At 74.0% G+C, this 16,836-nt stretch carries 13 protein-coding genes, 1 pseudogene and 1 riboswitch; of the genes and pseudogenes, 5 read left to right on the top strand and 9 right to left on the bottom strand.

Annotation, left to right across the window (positions count from 1 at the left end):
- Window positions 1-15 precede the first annotated feature (15 nt).
- From cobC to ACZ46W_RS14925, 8 genes and pseudogenes are all read right to left on the bottom strand, one after another.
- Window positions 16-1,596 (bottom strand): annotated as a pseudogene (gene cobC, locus ACZ46W_RS14890) (Rv2231c family pyridoxal phosphate-dependent protein CobC); the annotation flags it as partial.
- Window positions 1,584-2,921 (bottom strand): cobyrinate a,c-diamide synthase, encoded by a 1,338-nt coding sequence (locus tag ACZ46W_RS14895; protein WP_468336742.1) that lies wholly within the window; start codon window positions 2,919-2,921, stop codon window positions 1,584-1,586. The gene ACZ46W_RS14895 and the pseudogene cobC, both read right to left, overlap by 13 nt.
- Entirely contained in the window at window positions 2,915-3,523 is a 609-nt protein-coding gene (cobO, locus tag ACZ46W_RS14900) for a cob(I)yrinic acid a,c-diamide adenosyltransferase (protein ID WP_468336745.1), read from the bottom strand. Before cobO ends, ACZ46W_RS14895 begins: the two co-directional genes overlap by 7 nt.
- Entirely contained in the window at window positions 3,523-5,541 is a 2,019-nt protein-coding gene (locus ACZ46W_RS14905; protein ID WP_468336748.1) for a putative cobaltochelatase, read from the bottom strand. The genes cobO and ACZ46W_RS14905 overlap by 1 nt, the downstream gene beginning before the upstream one ends.
- Entirely contained in the window at window positions 5,538-7,052 is a 1,515-nt protein-coding gene (locus ACZ46W_RS14910) for a cobyric acid synthase (RefSeq protein WP_468336751.1), read from the bottom strand. The genes ACZ46W_RS14905 and ACZ46W_RS14910 overlap by 4 nt, the downstream gene beginning before the upstream one ends.
- A complete protein-coding gene (locus tag ACZ46W_RS14915) occupies window positions 7,049-7,999 on the bottom strand; it encodes a cobalamin biosynthesis protein (RefSeq protein ID WP_468336754.1) in 951 nt (316 codons plus the stop codon). The genes ACZ46W_RS14910 and ACZ46W_RS14915 overlap by 4 nt, the downstream gene beginning before the upstream one ends.
- Before the next feature lie 141 nt (window positions 8,000-8,140).
- Window positions 8,141-8,220: riboswitch (cobalamin riboswitch) on the bottom strand.
- Between the two features lie 159 nt (window positions 8,221-8,379).
- A complete protein-coding gene (locus tag ACZ46W_RS14920; RefSeq protein ID WP_468336757.1) occupies window positions 8,380-8,601 on the bottom strand; it encodes a hypothetical protein in 222 nt (73 codons plus the stop codon).
- A gap of 12 nt (window positions 8,602-8,613) precedes the next feature.
- On the bottom strand, window positions 8,614-9,870 hold the full coding sequence (locus tag ACZ46W_RS14925) for an inorganic phosphate transporter (protein ID WP_468336760.1): 1,257 nt from the start codon (window positions 9,868-9,870) through the stop codon (window positions 8,614-8,616).
- Between the two features lie 365 nt (window positions 9,871-10,235).
- Here ACZ46W_RS14925 and ACZ46W_RS14930 point away from each other — a divergent pair, with 365 nt between their 5' ends.
- The 3 genes from ACZ46W_RS14930 (at window position 10,236) to ACZ46W_RS14940 (ending at window position 13,652) form a co-directional block, all read left to right on the top strand.
- Entirely contained in the window at window positions 10,236-10,886 is a 651-nt protein-coding gene (locus ACZ46W_RS14930) for a class II aldolase/adducin family protein (RefSeq protein WP_468336763.1), read from the top strand.
- Window positions 10,887-11,014: 128 nt separating this feature from the next.
- Window positions 11,015-12,142: an alpha/beta hydrolase gene (locus ACZ46W_RS14935; RefSeq protein WP_468336766.1), complete on the top strand. Its 1,128-nt coding sequence runs from the start codon at window positions 11,015-11,017 to the stop codon at window positions 12,140-12,142.
- Between the two features lie 223 nt (window positions 12,143-12,365).
- On the top strand, window positions 12,366-13,652 hold the full coding sequence (locus ACZ46W_RS14940) for a hypothetical protein (RefSeq protein WP_468336769.1): 1,287 nt from the start codon (window positions 12,366-12,368) through the stop codon (window positions 13,650-13,652).
- Between the two features lie 6 nt (window positions 13,653-13,658).
- Here ACZ46W_RS14940 and ACZ46W_RS14945 read toward each other — a convergent pair whose 3' ends face one another.
- Complete coding sequence (locus ACZ46W_RS14945) at window positions 13,659-14,060, bottom strand: VOC family protein (protein ID WP_468336772.1); 402 nt, start codon at window positions 14,058-14,060, stop codon at window positions 13,659-13,661.
- 537 nt (window positions 14,061-14,597) lie between these two features.
- Here ACZ46W_RS14945 and ACZ46W_RS14950 point away from each other — a divergent pair.
- Window positions 14,598-16,196, top strand: a complete 1,599-nt coding sequence (locus tag ACZ46W_RS14950) for an ABC-F family ATP-binding cassette domain-containing protein (RefSeq protein WP_468336775.1) — start codon at window positions 14,598-14,600, stop codon at window positions 16,194-16,196.
- A 337-nt stretch (window positions 16,197-16,533) separates the two neighbouring features.
- Complete coding sequence (locus tag ACZ46W_RS14955) at window positions 16,534-16,755, top strand: helix-turn-helix domain-containing protein (RefSeq protein ID WP_006123601.1); 222 nt, start codon at window positions 16,534-16,536, stop codon at window positions 16,753-16,755.
- Window positions 16,756-16,836: the final 81 nt, after the last annotated feature.

Genomic DNA, 16,836 nt, shown 5'->3' on the forward strand with positions numbered 1-16,836 from the left:
CGGCCGACCGACGCGTCAGCGGCTCTTCCCGCACCCCGATCCCGCCATCACCAGCGCCTGGTCCAAGGCCTGGAGGAACCGGTTCGTCGTCACCCGGTCGCGGACCGCCAGCCGCAGCCACTGCGGGCCCAGGCCCGGGAACGTATCGCCCCGCCGGGCCGCGAAGCCCAGCGACCGCAGCCGGTCCCGCACCACGTCCGCGCCCTCCATGCGGACCAGCACGAACGGGCCCTCCGCCGCCGTCACCGCCCGCACCTCGTCGAACTCCGCGAGCCCCGCCAGCAGATGCGCGCGCTCCACCGCTATTCGGCGCGCGGCGTCCTCCGCCTCCGCCAGCGCCGCCCGCGACATGCACGCCTCGGCGGCCGCCAGCGCCGGCGACGAGACCGGCCACAGCGGCTGCGCCCGCTCCAGGGCCGTCACCGTCGCGGGATCGGCCAGTACGTAGCCGATCCGCAGCCCGGCCAGGCCCCACGTCTTGGTGAGGCTGCGCAGCACCACCAGGCCCGGCACATCGGTCCGCCCCGCCAGCGCCTCCCGCTCACCGGGCACCGCGTCCATGAACGCCTCGTCCACCACCAGCGTCCGCCCCGGGCGGGCCAGCCCGGCCAGCAGGGCGGCCGGATGCAGCACGGACGTGGGGTTCGTCGGGTTGCCGACCACCACCAGGTCGGCGTCCTCCGGAACCGCCTCCGGGTCCAGCCGGAACCCGTCCTCCTCGCGCAGCAGCACCCGCCGCACCTCGTGCCCGGCGTCCCGCAGCGCCGCCTCCGGCTCCGTGAACTGCGGGTGCACCACCACTGGTCTTCGCACCGGCAGCGCCCGCGCCAGCAGCACGAACGCCTCCGCCGCGCCCGCCGTCAGCAGCACCCGCTCGGCGGGCAGGTCGTGGCGCGCCGCGACGGCGGCCCGTGCCGCCCGCCCGTCCGGATAGGCGGCGAGCCCGGTCAGTGAGGCCGCGATGCGCTCCCGCAGCCAGTCGGGCGGGGTGTTCGTCCGGACGTTGACCGCGAGATCGGTCAGCTTCTCGTCGCGGACCTCCGCGTCACCGTGGTGCCGCAGATCGTGAGTGTCGGTGTGGGTATACATGGCCGCCAGCGTGTGGGTGAAGTGGGGGGTGGGGGACGGGAGGCCTACGGGCTCCCGGTAGCGCTCCATGAACAGGGTCTAACACTCCGGTGTCTCCCCACCGGTGTACCCGTGACCCACATTCAACAACCGCCCGCGCGCCACGGCACATGTCACCCGCGCCTTCCCCGACACCCGCTTGGGTACGAGGAGTTCGCCCCCGCCCGCCAGCGCCGCCGCTTCCGCCACCGACGGCGTCCCCGCCGCCGCCCTCACGGCCTCCGACGGGTGCGGTACGGCGACCAGAGCCAACTCCCGCGCGGGGTACGTACGCAACGGCACGCCCAACCGCCGCGCGGCGCCCACGATCCCGGGTTCGTCCGCCTTGGAGTCGACCGTCGCCAACTCCCGTACGGCGGACACGGCCAGCCCCGCCTCCCGCAGCGTCTGCTCGACCAGCCCGAGCACCGCGTCGGCGGACACGCCCCGCCCGGCCCCCACACCGACCACCACCGTCATCGCGCGCAGTGCTCCACGAACCGCCGCGCCACCTCCGGCACGGCCGCCCAGTGCGTGTGCACGTAACTCGCGTGCACACCGCCCCGCACGAAGCCCTCCACCCGGCGTTCCGGCTGCCGCAGCCCCCACGCGGGCACCTCGCCCGCGCCCGGCTCGATCACCGTGCGGTGGAACTCGTGCCCCCGCATCCGCGTCCCGGCCGCCGCCAGCGGGCTGTCGCTCACCGCCACCGCGTCCCGGTAACCCAGCGTCAGCCGCTGCGACATCCGCGCGTCCGCGTCCAGGACACCGCACATGGGCTGCCCGTCCAGCGAACGCGCCAGGTACAGCAGCCCCGCGCACTCGGCGGCGATCGGCGCGCCGGACGCGGCGAGGTCCGCGACGGCCTTGCGGAGCGGCTCGTTGGCGGACAGCTCGGCCCCGTACATCTCGGGGAACCCGCCGCCGATCACCAGCCCGCTCGTCCCCTCGGGGAGGGCCCCGTCCCGGAGCGGATCGAACGCCACGACCTCCGCCCCGGCGGCCGCCAGCAACTCGGCGTGCTCCGCGTACGAGAACGTGAACGCGGCTCCGCCCGCGACGGCGACGACGGGCCGGCCCGCGACCGGCTCCAGGGACGGCTCCCAGGGCGCGTCCGGCAACGGCGGCGCCGACCGCGCAAGGGCCAGCAGCCCCTCCAGGTCGCACCCCGCCCGCACCTGCTCCGCCTGCGCGGCCACCGCTTCCACCGCCGCCGCCTGCCGCTCGGCGACCGGCACCAGCCCCAGGTGCCGCGACGGCGTGGCAACGGAAGGCGCCCGCCGCAGCACGCCCAGCACCGGTACGCCCGACTCGCCGAGCGCCTCCCGCAGCAGGTGCTCGTGCCGGTCGGTGGCCACCTTGTTGAGGATCACCCCGCCGATGCGCACCTCCGGGTCCCACGACGCGAAGCCGTGCACCAGCGCCGCCACCGACCGGGACTGCGACGAGGCGTCCACCACCAGGACGACCGGAGCCTTCAGCAGCTTGGCGACCTGTGCCGTGGACGCCAGCTCGCCCTGGTCGGCGGCACCGTCGTACAGGCCCATGACGCCCTCGACGACCGCCAGGTCGCAGCCGCGCGCGCCGTGTGCGAAGAGCGGCGCGATCAGCTCCGTACCGCACATGTAGGCGTCGAGGTTGCGGCCCGGGCGGCCGGTGGCGAGCGCGTGGTAGCCCGGGTCGATGTAGTCGGGGCCCACCTTGTGCGGGGACACCGCGAGACCACGGCCGGCGAACGCGGCCATCAGGCCGGTCGCCACCGTGGTCTTGCCCGCGCCCGACGAGGGCGCCGCGATGACGAGACGTGCTACCACTCGATGCCCCGCTGGCCCTTCTGACCCGCGTCCATCGGGTGCTTGACCTTCGACATGTCGGTGACGAGGTCGGCGAACTCGCAGAGCTCGGCGGGGGCGTTGCGGCCGGTGATCACCACGTGCTGCTGACCGGGCCGGTTCTTCAGCACCTCGACGACCTCGGCGGTGTCGATCCAGCCCCAGTGCAGCAGGTACGCGAACTCGTCGAGGACGTAGAACTTGTACTTCTCCTCGGCGAGGTCACGCTTGACCTGCTCCCAGCCCTCGCGCGCCTTGTCCTCGTGCGACTGCTCGCCGTCCTTGGGGTCGCGCTGGATCCAGGACCAGCCCTCGCCCATCTTGTTCCAGGTCACCGTCCCGCCCTTGCCGGTCTCGCCGAGCGCCTTGAGGGCGTTCTCCTCGCCGACCTTCCACTTGGCGGACTTGACGAACTGGAAGACCCCGATCGGCCAGCCCTGGTTCCAGGCGCGCAGCGCCATCCCGAACGCGGCCGTCGACTTCCCCTTGCCGACGCCCGTGTGCACCATCACCAGCGCCCGGTTGCGGCGCTGGCGGGTGGTGAGCCCGTCATCCGGTACGACGGTCGGCTGTCCCTGCGGCATTAAGCGGCCCTCCCAGTAGTTGCTCTGACATCCCTGACGAGACCCGCGATGGCGTCCGCCCGCAGTTCGTCCAGTGTGACGGCGGTGCCGCCGAGGTGACGGGCCAGTTCGGCCGCCATGCCCAGCCGTACCGGACCGGTCTCGCAGTCCACGACCACCGACGCGGTGCCCTCGGCGGCGTGCAGTCCGGCCGCGCGGGCGGCCAGTGCCACCGGCTCCGGCCCGCCGGTCGCCCGGCCGTCCGTGACGACGACCAGCAGCGGGCGGCGCGCCGGGTCGCGCAGCCGCTCCACGCGCAGCACGTCATGCGCCTTCAGCAGCCCGGCCGCCAGCGGGGTGCGCCCGCCGGTCGGCAGTTGCTCCAGGCGGGCGGCGGCCGCGTCGACGGACGACGTGGGGGGCAGGGCCAGGTCGGCGGACGAGCCACGGAAGGTCACCAGCCCGACCTTGTCGCGCCGCTGGTACGCGTCCAGCAGCAGCGACAGCACGGCACCCTTGACCGCGCCCATCCGCTGCCGGGCAGCCATCGAACCGGACGCGTCCACGGCGAACAGCACCAGGTTCCCCTCACGCCCCTCGCGCGTCGCCTGGCGCAGGTCGTCACGGCGTACGACCAGCCCGGGACCCGACCGGCCGCGCGCCCGCTGGTGCGGGGCGGCCGCCTGCACGGTCGCCGCCAGGTGCAGCTTGGTGAGGGTCCCCCGCGGGCGCCGCGCCCCGGTCGTCCTGCCGTGTTCGGTGCGCGCGCGGGACCGGCGCCCGGCCGCGCCGTCGCCCAGGCCCGGCACGCTCAGCACCTTGGTCCGGAACGGCTCGGCGGCCTTGACGGGCGCCTGCTCGGGCGAACCGCCGCCGTTGCCCGGGGCGGGCGCGGGTGCCGGGGCGCTCTCGGGGGCCGAGCCCTCCGGCTCACCCCCCTGCGGGGGCACCCCGCCACCGCCGCCGGGGCCACCACCCGGTCCGTCCGGCCCGTCGGGCCCCGGGTCCGGGTCGTCGTCCCCGCCGCCGAACTCCTCCAGCGTCTGGTCCAGCTTGTCCTCGTCCAGCCCCGGCGCGTCGAACGGGTTGCGCCTGCGCCGGTGCGGCAGCGCCAGCAGCGCCGCCTGCCGTACGTCGTCGGAGGTGACGTCCGTCCGCCCCGCCCACGCGGCCAGGGCCGTCGCCGTCCGGGCCATCACGATGTCGGCGCGCATGCCGTCCACCTCGAACGCCGCGCACGTCGCCGCGATCTGCCGCAGCGCCGCGTCGCCGAGCGTCACCTTCGGCAGCAGCGCCCGCGCGGCCACGATCCGCTCCCGCAGCGCGGCCTCCTCGTCGGCCCACCGTGCCGCGAAACCGGCCGGGTCGTCGTCGAACGCCAGCCGGCGCCGCACCACCTCGACCCGCTGCTCGGGCTCCCGCGAGGCGGCCACCTCCACGGTCAGCCCGAACCGGTCCAGCAACTGCGGCCGCAGCTCGCCCTCTTCGGGGTTCATCGTGCCCACCAGCAGGAAGCGGGCGGCATGCCGTACGGAGACACCCTCGCGCTCCACGTACGAGGCACCCATGGCGGCCGCGTCGAGCAGTAGGTCCACCAGGTGGTCGTGCAACAGGTTGACCTCGTCGACGTACAGCACACCCCGGTGCGCGTCCGCCAGCAGGCCCGGCTCGAAGGCCTTCACCCCGTCCGCGAGCGCCCGTTCGATGTCGAGGGCGCCCACCAGCCGGTCCTCCGATGCGCCGACGGGAAGCTCGACCATCCGGGCCGGGCGGCTCACCGCCTCGGCGACGGTGTGCGGCCCGTCGGGGCAGGCCGGGTCGGGGGAGCCGGGCGGGCAGGAGAAGCGGCAGCCTGCGACGACGTCCACGTCCGGCATCAGGGCCGCGAGCGCGCGGACGGCCGTCGACTTGGCGGTGCCCTTCTCACCGCGTACCAGGACACCGCCGACGGCCGGGGACACCGCGTTCAGCAGCAGCCCGAGCCGCAGGTCGTCCTGTCCGACGATGGCGGTGAAGGGGTAGTGGGGTGCAGCGCTCATGAAGGTGCTCCGGGTGCGATGAAGGGAAGTCCTGTGGGCGGGCCCTGCTCGATCAGTTTCCAGAGCGCGTCCGTGTCCGCGTGTTCCTCGATCAGGTCGCCGAGCTTGTCCAACTGCTCCTCGCGCAGCGCGCCGAACGACGTGTCGGGCGCCGGGACGAAACGTCTGCCGGCCGCCCGCGCCACCTGGGTGAGGAACGCCCGGCGGAAGCCGTCGCTCTCCAGCGAGCCGTGCCAGTGCGTGCCCCACACGGCCCCGACGCGGCACCCGTCCAGGAACGGCTCGCCGCCCCGTACGTCCGCGACACCGTGGTGGATCTCGTAGCCCTCGACGGGCTCGCCCAGGGCCTCGCCGACCGGCCGGGCGAGCGTCTTCTCCGGGGCGAACCGCACCCGTACCGGCAGCAGTCCGAGCCCCTCGACCTCACCGGCCTTGGACTCGACGTCGTCCTCGATGTGCTCGCCCAGCGCCTGGAAGCCGCCGCAGATGCCCAGCACCGGGCGCCCCTCGGCGGCGCGCCGTACCAGCGCGTCCGCGAGGCCCCGCTCGCGCAGCCACGCCAGCGCCCTCACCGTCCCGCGCGTGCCGGGCACCACCACCAGGTCCGCGTCGACGAGCTCCTCGGGCCGGTCCACGAAACGGACGACCACGCCCGGCTCGGCGGCCAGCGCGTCGACGTCCGTGAAGTTGGACATCAGCGGTACGGCGCAGACGGCGACCCGCAGCACGTCCTCACCCAGCGGCGGCGCCACGACCGACTCGCGCACCGCGCCGCGCATGGACACCCGCAGCCCGTCCTCCTCGTCGATGCCGAGCCCGTGCGCGTACGGCAGGACACCGAACGTCCGGCGCCCCGTCAGACCCAGCAGCATGTCCAGGCCCGGCTCCAGGAGCGTCACGTCGCCGCGGAACTTGTTGACCAGGTACCCCGCGACCAGCTCCTGGTCCTCGGGCGCCAGCAGCGCCGTCGTACCGAAGAACTGGGCGAAGACCCCGCCCCGGTCGATGTCGCCGACCACGACCACGGGGAAGCGGGCCGCCCGCGCGATGCCCATGTTGACGATGTCGGTCCGGCGCAGGTTGATCTCCGCCGGGCTGCCGGCGCCCTCGCAGATCACGGCGTCGTACGTCTCGCGCAGCTCCTGGAGGCAGGCCAGGACCGGTTCGAGCAGCTCGCGCTGTTTGCCGCCGTGGTAGCCGCGTGCGCTCAGCTCGCCGACCGGCTTGCCCATCAGCACGACCTGGCTGGAGCGGTCGCTGCCCGGCTTGAGCAGCACCGGGTTCATCAGCGCGGTCGGCTCCACCCGGGCCGCCTGCGCCTGCATGGCCTGCGCCCGGCCGATCTCGGCGCCCTCGCGTGTGACGAACGAGTTGAGGGACATGTTCTGTCCCTTGAACGGTGCGACCTTCACGCCCTGCCGTACCAGCCAGCGGCAGATGCCGGCCGTGACGACGCTCTTGCCCGCGTCGGACGTGGTGCCCGCGACGAGCAGCCCCCCACCCTTGCTCATGTACGCCTCCGCTTGATCGCCCCGTACGCCAGCCGCCCGCCCGCGCACACCGCGAGGGTCAGCGCGCTCACCCGGCGCGACAACCGCACCGCCCGTTCGATGTCCGCCACCTCGACGGCCCGGCCGTCTGCGTTGAGCACGGGCCGGTGCTCGACCCGGCCGCCGTACGAGAGCGTCCCGCCGAGCCGTACGCCCAGCGCGCCCGCGAACGACGCCTCGACGGGACCCGCGTTCGGGCTCGGGTGCTTGGCGGCGTCGGCGCGCCAGGCCCGCAGTGCGCCGCGCGGGTTGCCGCCGGCGACAGTCGCCAGGGCGGCCGTCAGGCGGGCGCCGGGCCAGCCGGCCACGTCGTCGAGGCGTGCGGACGCCCAGCCGAAGCGGCGGTAGCGCGGCGACTTGTGGCCCACCATCGCGTCCAGGGTGTTCACCGCCCGGAAGGCGACCAGTCCCGGTACGCCCCCGATCGCGCCCCACACGAGGGCGCCGACCACGGCGTCCGAGGTGTTCTCGGCGACCGACTCGACGACCGCGCGGGCCATGCCCGGGCCGTCCAGGGCCTGCGGGTCGCGCCCGCACAGGTGCGGCAGCCGCTCCCGGGCCACCTCCAGGTCACCGGCGGCCAGCGCCCCGCCGATGGCGCGGGCCTCCCGCCCCAGCGTCGTACCGCCGACGACCGCCCACACGGATGCGGCGGTCAGCGCGACGGGGAGGACGCCCCGGTTCCGTACCGCCCGGGCCGCGAGCGCGGCCGCCCCGGCCGCGCCGCCGGCGCACACCACGGCGTGCAGGGCGCCCCACGCGCGGTGGTCACGCCACAGCGCGCCCTCTACGCGGGCCGCCGCCCGCCCGAAGACGGCCACGGGGTGCCCCCGGCGGGGATCGGCGAGGAGCAGATCGGCGGCGAGCCCGGCGGCCGCGCCGTACGCGAAGACGCGGTCACCGCGCATGGGTTCTCGATGCGCTGGGCGCGGTGCTGGGCGCGGCACTGGGCGCTGTGCTGGGCGCTTCCGGAGCAGCGCGAAGGCAGCCGGGCATGGCGAATGTCCTCACTCAGGGTCCGCGCCCTGGCTCGACGTGACCGGCGGCGAGAGTTCCTGACTCATCCGGCCGCGCGGGGCGGACCGGACTCACAGTGGCGGGACCGCGCCGGATTCGCACCGGCTTCCTCTCCTGCCGCCGTAATGGCCCCGGCAGTCCACCACGCCCTGCGAACGCCCGTCAACTCGCCGTTGACCTGCGGCGGGAGGTTGTGCCGAGGCACACACCGGCGCACGACGGCGCCCCCGGAACGACAAACCGTTCCGGGGGCGCCTCACGCGTTCGCCGATCAGGTGACGATCAGGAAAATCCCGTACGCCACGGCCGCCGCGCAGAGCGCGAAGCACGCGTACGCGCCCGAACGGGCCAGGGTGGCGGACCCTCCGGCCGCCGAGGCCGTCTCCTGCTTGGAGAGGCCCACGATGCCGAGGGTGAACAGGCCCACCAGTGCGACGGTGGCCAGGAGGCTGACCCCGAAGACGGAGCCGAGAGCTGCCCAGTCGATCTTCATGCTGTTTCTTCCTTACACCGTGGCGGCGGGAGCCGGGGCGGCCTCGCCGGCCGGAGCCGGGATGGTGGCCTTGAGGTCGTCGGAGTCGGTGGCCGCGACGGCACCGGCCGGCGGCGGGGTGACGGCCGCGATCGCGGTGGTCACGACACCCGCGGGCTCACCCGCCGACTCGACGTCGTTGACGTTGGTGTGGTCGACGACCTGGCGGCGGGAGATCAGCCAGATCGCGGCGCACGAGGCGACCAGGAAGACCACGACGGCGGCGACGCCCCAGTCACCCTGCCGGGTGACGAGCTCGGAGCCGGCGGCGACCAGACCGGCGGCCGGCAGGGTCAGGCCCCAGGCGACGAACATCCGGGTGGCCGTGGACCAGCGGACCACGCCGCCCTTGCGGCCGAGGCCCGCGCCCATCACGGCGCCGGAGCAGGAGTGCGTCGTCGAGAGCGAGAAGCCCAGGTTGGACGAGGCCAGGATGACGGCCGCGGCGCTGGTCTGGGCGGCGAAGCCCTGCTGCGGCTGGAGGTCGGTGAGGCCCTTGCCCATGGTGCGGATGATGCGCCAGCCGCCCAGGTAGGTACCGAGCGCGATGGCCACACCGGCGGAGACGATCACCCAGACCGGCGGGTTGGAGCCGGGCGCGAGGGCGCCGGCGGCGACCAGGGCCAGGGTGATGATGCCCATGGTCTTCTGGGCGTCGTTGGTGCCGTGGGCGAGGGAGACCAGACCGGCCGAGGCGATCTGACCGGCGCGGTAGCCCTTGCGGCCGGTCTTCTCGTCGATGTTCGCGCCGGCCTTGTACGTCAGGCGGGCGGCGAGCATCGCGGCGACACCGGCGACCAGCGGGGCCGCGACGGCCGGGATGAGGACCTTGGTGACGACGACGCCGCCGTTGACGCCGCCCAGGCCGACCGAGGCGATGGTGGCGCCGACGAGGCCGCCCATGAGGGCGTGGGAGGAGCTGGAGGGCAGGCCGACCAGCCAGGTCAGCAGGTTCCACAGGATCGCGCCGACGAGCGCCGCGAAGATCACTTCGGGTTGGATGCCCTCCTCGTTGACCAGTCCGCTGGAGATCGTCTTGGCGACCTCGACGGAGAGGAAGGCGCCGACCAGGTTGAGCACGGCGGACATGGCCACCGCCGTCTTGGGCTTCATCGCGCCGGTCGAGATGGTGGTCGCCATCGCGTTCGCGGTGTCATGGAAACCGTTCGTGAAATCGAACACGAGAGCTGTCACGACCACAATGGCGAGCAGCAGCGTGATGTGTTCCATTTACCCAGGCAATCGTTCGACGTCAGTGGCTCGCCGAACGTAGGCAACCTGAGTGAACGGAAGGTGAACTGGGTCGGGCTTCATGGTGACCCCGAGTGGGGTCCGGTCATTCCGCTTCCGCTTCCCGGCGCCGGCCCGGCCCGCTCCGGGAGGGGCCCCGGAGGGGCCGCCGAGGGGCGCTGCCCCCGCAATCCGGGCGTTTCCGGCCTCCGGCGCCGCCTCGGCCACCCCTCCGCGAGCGCCCCCGACAGGCTCTGCGCCGAGCCGCCGAAGAGCGCCGGAGAGAGTCGAAGAGATACTCGTCACCCCCGGGGGCCGACGCGAACGCGGCACCGGCGACCGGGCCGGCTGACAAGATCGGGTGCATGACACAGGACGCGATCACGCGGGCATGGGACGCCCTGGTGGACACCGCCCGCAGGACAGTGGCGGACGGGCTGGTCGTCGGCACGTCGGGCAACGTCTCCGTGCGGGTGGGGGACCTCGTGCTCGTCACCCCCAGCGGTGTGCCGTACGACCGGCTCACCCCCGCCGACACCGTCGCCGTCGACCTCGACGGCACCCAGGTGCGCGGCCGGCTCACCCCCACCAGCGAGCTGCCCATGCACCTGGAGATCTACCGCCGCACCACGGCCCGAGCCGTCGTCCACACCCACGCCGTCCACGCCACGGCCGCCTCCACCCTCGTCACCGAACTCCCACTGATCCACTACATGGCCGCGGCCCTCGGCGGCCCCGTCCGGGTCGCCCCCTACGCGCTGTACGGCACGGACGAGCTCGCCGGGCACATGCTGCGCGCCCTCGACGGCCGCACCGGCTGCCTGCTGCGCAACCACGGGACGATCGCCTACGGGGACTCCCTGGACCAGGCCTACGACCGCACGGCCCAGCTCGAATGGATGTGCCGCGTCTGGCTCACAGCGAGCTCCGTACCCGGACACACGCCCAGCCTGCTGTCGGCCGCCGAACTGGACCGGGTGGCGGAGAAGTTCCGCGGGTACGGCCAGCCCCGCTGACCCGCCGGACCACCCCCACTGCCCCCCTCCGCACCACCTGCACCACAGGCCGCACCGGCCGCACCGCGCCGCCACCCCGCCGGACCCGCCCACTGGCAGGCGGCCGCGCCCGCGCCGACACTGGAACGGTGCGCCCGGCTACAGCGACGGCAGCGGCCGTCACCACCCTGATCGGTGTCGGCGCGGCCACGGTCGCCGCCGGCCGGTACGCCAGCAGCGCCGCGCTCAAGGTGCCCCCCGGCACGCCCCTGCCCGGCGAGCCCCGGCTCACCGTGCACGCCACGGCCGCCGGGCAGGTCACCCTCACCCGCTGCCTCGCCTCCCGGCGCCCCGGCACCTACGGGCTGGCCGGCCCCGGCGTCCACGCGGTCGTCGGCCCGGTCCTGGACGACGTGCCCCACTCCGCCGACACCGTCGTACGCCGCCTCGAACGCGTCGTCAGCGGCAGGCTGGAGGTCGGCAGCCGCGTCACGCTCACCCCGCAGCTCCACACCGGCACCCCCGCCGCCGCGCTCGGCCTGGAGTACCAGGACGTCGAGGTGCCCGGCGAACTCGGCGTCCTGCCCGCCTGGTTCGTCCCCGCCGCCCGCTCCACCTGGGTCGTCGCCGTCCACGGCATCGGCACCACCCGCGAGCACCCCATGAACCTCATGGGCTTCCTCCACCGCATGCGCCTCCCGGTGCTCGACCTCGCCTACCGCGGCGACCCCGGCGCGCCCCGGCCCGCCGGCGGGCTCGGCCACCTCGGCGACTCCGAGTGGCGCGACCTGGACGCCGCGATCCGCCACGCCGTCCGCTCCGGCGCCGAACGGGTCATCCTCCACGGCTGGTCCACCGGCGCCTCCATGGCCCTGCACGCCGCCGCCAACTGCGGCCTGCGCGACCGGATCAGCGGCCTCGTCCTCGACTCACCCGTCCTGGACTGGGAAGCCACCCTCCGGGCCCTGGCCACCGCCCGGCGCGTCCCCGCCCCACTGCTCCCGCTCGCCGTCCGCGCCGCCCGGGGCAGCACCGGAGTGCACGGCGACCGGCTCGCCGAGGCGGCCGACCCGCGGGGACTGCGCGTCCCGGCCCTCGTCTTCCACGGCCCCGACGACCACCTCGCCCCCTGGCAGCCCTCCCGCGAGCTCGCCTCCCGCCGCGCCGATCTGGTCACCCTCCACACCGTCCGGGACGCCCCCCACGCCGCCATGTGGAACGCCGACCCCCACCGTTACGAAGAGGCCCTGCGCCGCTTCCTGACCTCCCTCGTGTGAACCCCCGGACCACCCTCCGGTGGACCTCCGGACCGCCCTCGGGTGAACCCCCCGACCGCCTCCTCCCGCGCCGCGAACCCGGCGAAACGGATTCCGTTTGGGCTTTCGGGGCGTCAGCGGGAAGACTGCCCCCGTGACGTCTCGAAAGCCTGATGAGCAACTGGCGCGCAACTCCAGACTCCGACTCGTCCGTCCGCGGCCCCTGACCACGGCCCGACGGGCCGTGACGACCCGGCGCACCCGGCCGGTGCCGCGGCCGCCGGAGGGGACACCGCCGCCCGCCGAGCTGGCCCGACAGGCGAGGGCGGTGCTCGCCGATGCCGTGCGCATCGCCCGCTGGGCCGCCGTCGAGCGCGACCGTGACCACGACCGCGACGCCACCTCCGCGACACAACGGGCGGCCGCCGCACTGGACCTGACGCCCGCCCAGGTACGCGCCGGATGGGACCGCGCCCGGCTCGCCGGACTCGTCGAACTCCACGGCGACACCGCCCGCCCCGGCTGGCGGCTGCGCGCCTGGGACCGCGACGACTCCGCGGTGCTGCGCGGTTGGGTCGCCCTCTTCGACGCCTGGTCGCTCGTCCACCCGGCGCCCGCCGACGCCGCCCCCGCCGCCGTCGCCGAGGTCGTGGAAGCCGTCCCCCAAGTACTCTCCCTCCTCCAGCTCTCCGCCGGTCCCGTGCCCGTCACGGCCCTGCTCGACCTGCTCCAGCAGCGCGTCGCCGAACTCCGCGAGGAGCGCTGCGAAGTGCCCGACGGCCCCCGCCCCCAGCCCCTGCCCGGCCCGGACTCCCTCTCCCTGCTGCTCGACTGGGCCCTGGAGGGCCTGGCGGCCGTCGGCGCGCTGACCCTCGGCGAGGGCCAGGCCACCCTCACCCCCCTCGGCAACTGGGCGGTGTGGGTCAAGCTGGAGCAGATCTGCGTCGCCGCCCAGAGCCCGGCCGGCCACATCGAGCAGTCCGCCGAGGACATGCTGCGCGGCTGCGCCCGCCTCACCCCCGGCCCCGCCCGCGTCGAGTACCGCGCCTGGCTCGCCGCCCGCCCGGTCGGCAGCGCCGTCACCGAGCTGCTCGCCGTCGCCCGCGGTGAGGACGCCCTGCTGCGCGGCCTCGCCTTCGAAGCCCTCCGGGTCGTCGGCGCGCCCGCCGAGGCCGAGGTGCGGGCCGCCGCCGAGGAGGTGAGCCTGCGCCCCTACGCCCTGCTCTGGCTCGCCGAGTACGAAGGCGCCGACCCGGACGAGGCCCCCGACGTCCTGACCCGTGAGGAGGCCACCTGGCTCTGGGTGGACACCGCGGCGGCCGTCGCCGACCACGGCGAGAGCGCCCTCCTGGTCCGCCACCTGGAGTCCGCCGTCCAGGGCACGGTCCCCGCCCTGCTCGACGAGGTCCGGGCGGTCGGCCACCCCCGCACCGTCCAGGTCCTGGTCGCCCTGGCCGCGGCACACCCCGACCCCGCCCTCGCCAAGGCGATGCGCCGCGCCGCCTTCCAGGTCCACACCGGCGGGGCCTGACCGGTCCTACCCCGCGCCGCCGGGGGCGTACGTCCCGAAGCTCCAGACGTTGCCCTCGGCGTCCCGCGCCATGTAGTCCCGGGAGCCGTACTCCTGGTCCGTCGGCGGCATCAGGATCTCCACCCCGTGCTCCACCGCCCGGGCGTGGTGCGCGTCCACGTCCTCCACCACCACGTACACCCCCACCGGGCCGCCGCCCGCCATCGCCTTGGCGAAGACCCCGTCCCCGCCCTTGGTGCCCAGCATCACCATGCCGTTGCCGCAGGCCAGCTCGGAGTGGACGACATGGCCGTCCTCGCCCTCGTACACACTCACCTCGGTGAAACCGAAGGCTTCCTTCAGCGTTCTGATGGCCGCCTTGGCGTCCTCGTACAGGATCGTCGGATAGATGCTCGGGACGTTCGCCATGCTGATCACTCTCCGATTCCGCGCTCGACTTCCGACCTTGCGACTGTGATCCGGATCTCAGCTTTTCCTCAGTCTGGCACCCGGCACTGACATCCCCGCCCCGAGCGGCATCCGGCTCACCGGAAGGTGTTGCACCGGTTCATGCCGCCCGCCCGGTGGCCCCCGCGGAACCACCGCCGCCGCTGCTCCGCCGGCCGTGCGTCCGGCTCTCCGGAGTCACCCGCTCCTGAGGCCGCCTGTGAAGCCGCCCACGCAGCCGCCCACGAGGCCGCCCATGACGGCCTACCACACGGCTGTCGCCCACGACACGGCTGCCGCGCACGTCCCGGGGCTCCGAGGGGCCGGGGCCGGTGTCGTCGAACCGCGTGGGCCATTCCCCCCGCGCGCGTATCCCGGCGCTCCAGCATGGCCGAAAAGCAGTTGCACACGCCCGTTAGACTGGCCCGTATGGCCATTCTCCCTGTGCATTAGACCGGCGTCGAAGCCACCGCACCCGCCGTCCTTCCGCCGTCTTCCCCACCGCCCTGGAGTCTGTCCGTGATCACCGCTTCCGGTATCGAGCTGCGCGCCGGCGCCCGCGTCCTCATCGAGTCCGCTTCCTTCCGCATCGCCAAGGGCGACCGCATCGGCCTGGTCGGCCGCAACGGCGCCGGCAAGACCACGCTCACCAAGTGCCTCGCGGGTGAGGGCATCCCCGCCGGCGGCACGATCGCCCGCTCCGGCGAGGTCGGCTACCTCCCGCAGGACCCCCGCACCGGCGACCTCGACGTCCTGGCCCGCGACCGCATCCTCTCCGCCCGTGGCCTGGACGTCCTGCTCCGCAAGATGCGGCAGAACGAGGAGCGCATCGCGAACGGGCAGGGCGCCACCCGCGAGAAGGCCCTGCGCCAGTACGAGCGCCAGGAGACCGAGTTCCTCACCAAGGGCGGGTACGCCGCCGAGGCCGAGGCCGCCACCATCGCCCACGCCCTCGGCCTGCCCGACCGGGTGCTGGGCCAGCCGCTGCACACGCTCTCCGGTGGTCAGCGCCGCCGTGTCGAACTCGCCCGCATCCTCTTCTCGGACGCCGACACCCTGCTCCTCGACGAGCCGACCAACCACCTCGACGCCGACTCCATCGTCTGGCTGCGCGACTACCTCAAGACCTACCGCGGCGGCTTCATCGTCATCTCCCACGACGTCGACCTGGTCGAGACGGTCGTCAACAAGGTCTTCTACCTGGACGCCAACCGGTCGACGATCGACATCTACAACATGGGCTGGAAGCTCTACCAGCAGCAGCGCGAGGCCGACGAGAAGCGCCGCAAGCGCGAGCGCGCCAACGCCGAGAAGAAGGCCGCCGCCCTCAACGCCCAGGCCGACAAGATGCGCGCCAAGGCCACCAAGACCGTCGCCGCGCAGAACATGGCCCGCCGGGCCGAGCGCCTGCTGTCCGGCCTGGAGGAGGTCCGCGCCTCCGACAAGGTCGCCAAGCTCCGCTTCCCCGAGCCCGCGCCCTGCGGCAAGACCCCGCTGACCGCCGAGGGGCTGTCCAAGTCGTACGGGTCCCTGGAGATCTTCACCGATGTGGACCTCGCCATCGACAAGGGCTCCCGGGTCGTCATCCTGGGCCTCAACGGCGCGGGCAAGACGACGCTGCTGCGGCTGCTGGCCGGGGTCGAGCAGCCGGACACCGGCCAGGTGACGCCGGGCCACGGCCTCAAGCTCGGCTACTACGCCCAGGAGCACGAGACCCTCGACCCGGACCGCACCGTCCTGGAGAACATGCGCTCCGCCGCGCCCGACCTCGACCTCGTCGAGGTGCGCAAGACGCTCGGCTCCTTCCTCTTCTCCGGCGACGACGTCGACAAGCCGGCGGGCGTGCTCTCCGGCGGTGAGAAGACCCGGCTGGCGCTGGCCACCCTGGTCGTCTCCTCGGCCAACGTCCTGCTCCTCGACGAGCCGACGAACAACCTCGACCCGGCCAGCCGCGAGGAGATCCTGGGCGCCCTGCGCACCTACAAGGGCGCCGTCGTCCTCGTCACGCACGACGAGGGCGCCGTCGACGCCCTCCAGCCGGAGCGGATCATCCTGCTGCCGGACGGGGTGGAGGACCTGTGGGGCGCGGACTACGCGGATCTCGTGGCGCTGGCGTAGCGGCACGGGCACGGGGGACCGCCGCAATCACGGCCTGATCGTCCCCGTATGGATCATTCGGCTTACGCGTGATCCATCATCTGAGTGAGGACGTCTCATACTGCGGCGTGGCGCCGGGCGGATTTCCCGTCCCCGCCACACGCCGCGCTTCCCCTCCTCCCACCTCCCTGACCTGGTGTTTCGTCCCCAGGTGTGCTCCTGGCACGGAAATGCCGCCCGGAATCGCGCCGCCGGGCGGCGAAACCTTGCGGCACAGACCTTGTCGAATGGCTGGCCAGGAAGCGCCCGAGGGGTGATCATGAGAAGACCAGAGCGCACTTCCCATGAGGAGGCACGGGTGGCCGAGACTCTGAAGAAGGGCAGCCGGGTTACCGGCGCCGCGCGCGACAAGCTCGCGGCAGACCTGAAGAAGAAGTACGACTCCGGTGCGAGCATCCGGGCGTTGGCCGAGGAGACCGGCCGATCCTATGGATTCGTCCACCGGATGCTGAGCGAGTCCGGAGTCACGCTGCGTGGACGCGGCGGAGCGACGCGAGGCAAGAAGGCCGCTTCGGCCTGACGGCCCCAGTGACCTGACAGTTCGAGCGCGGCTCGTCCGGCCCCACCGGTTCCGGCAGGGCCACCCGGTCGATCGCAGTGT

The organism is Streptomyces sp. NPDC031064 (assembly GCF_055570965.1).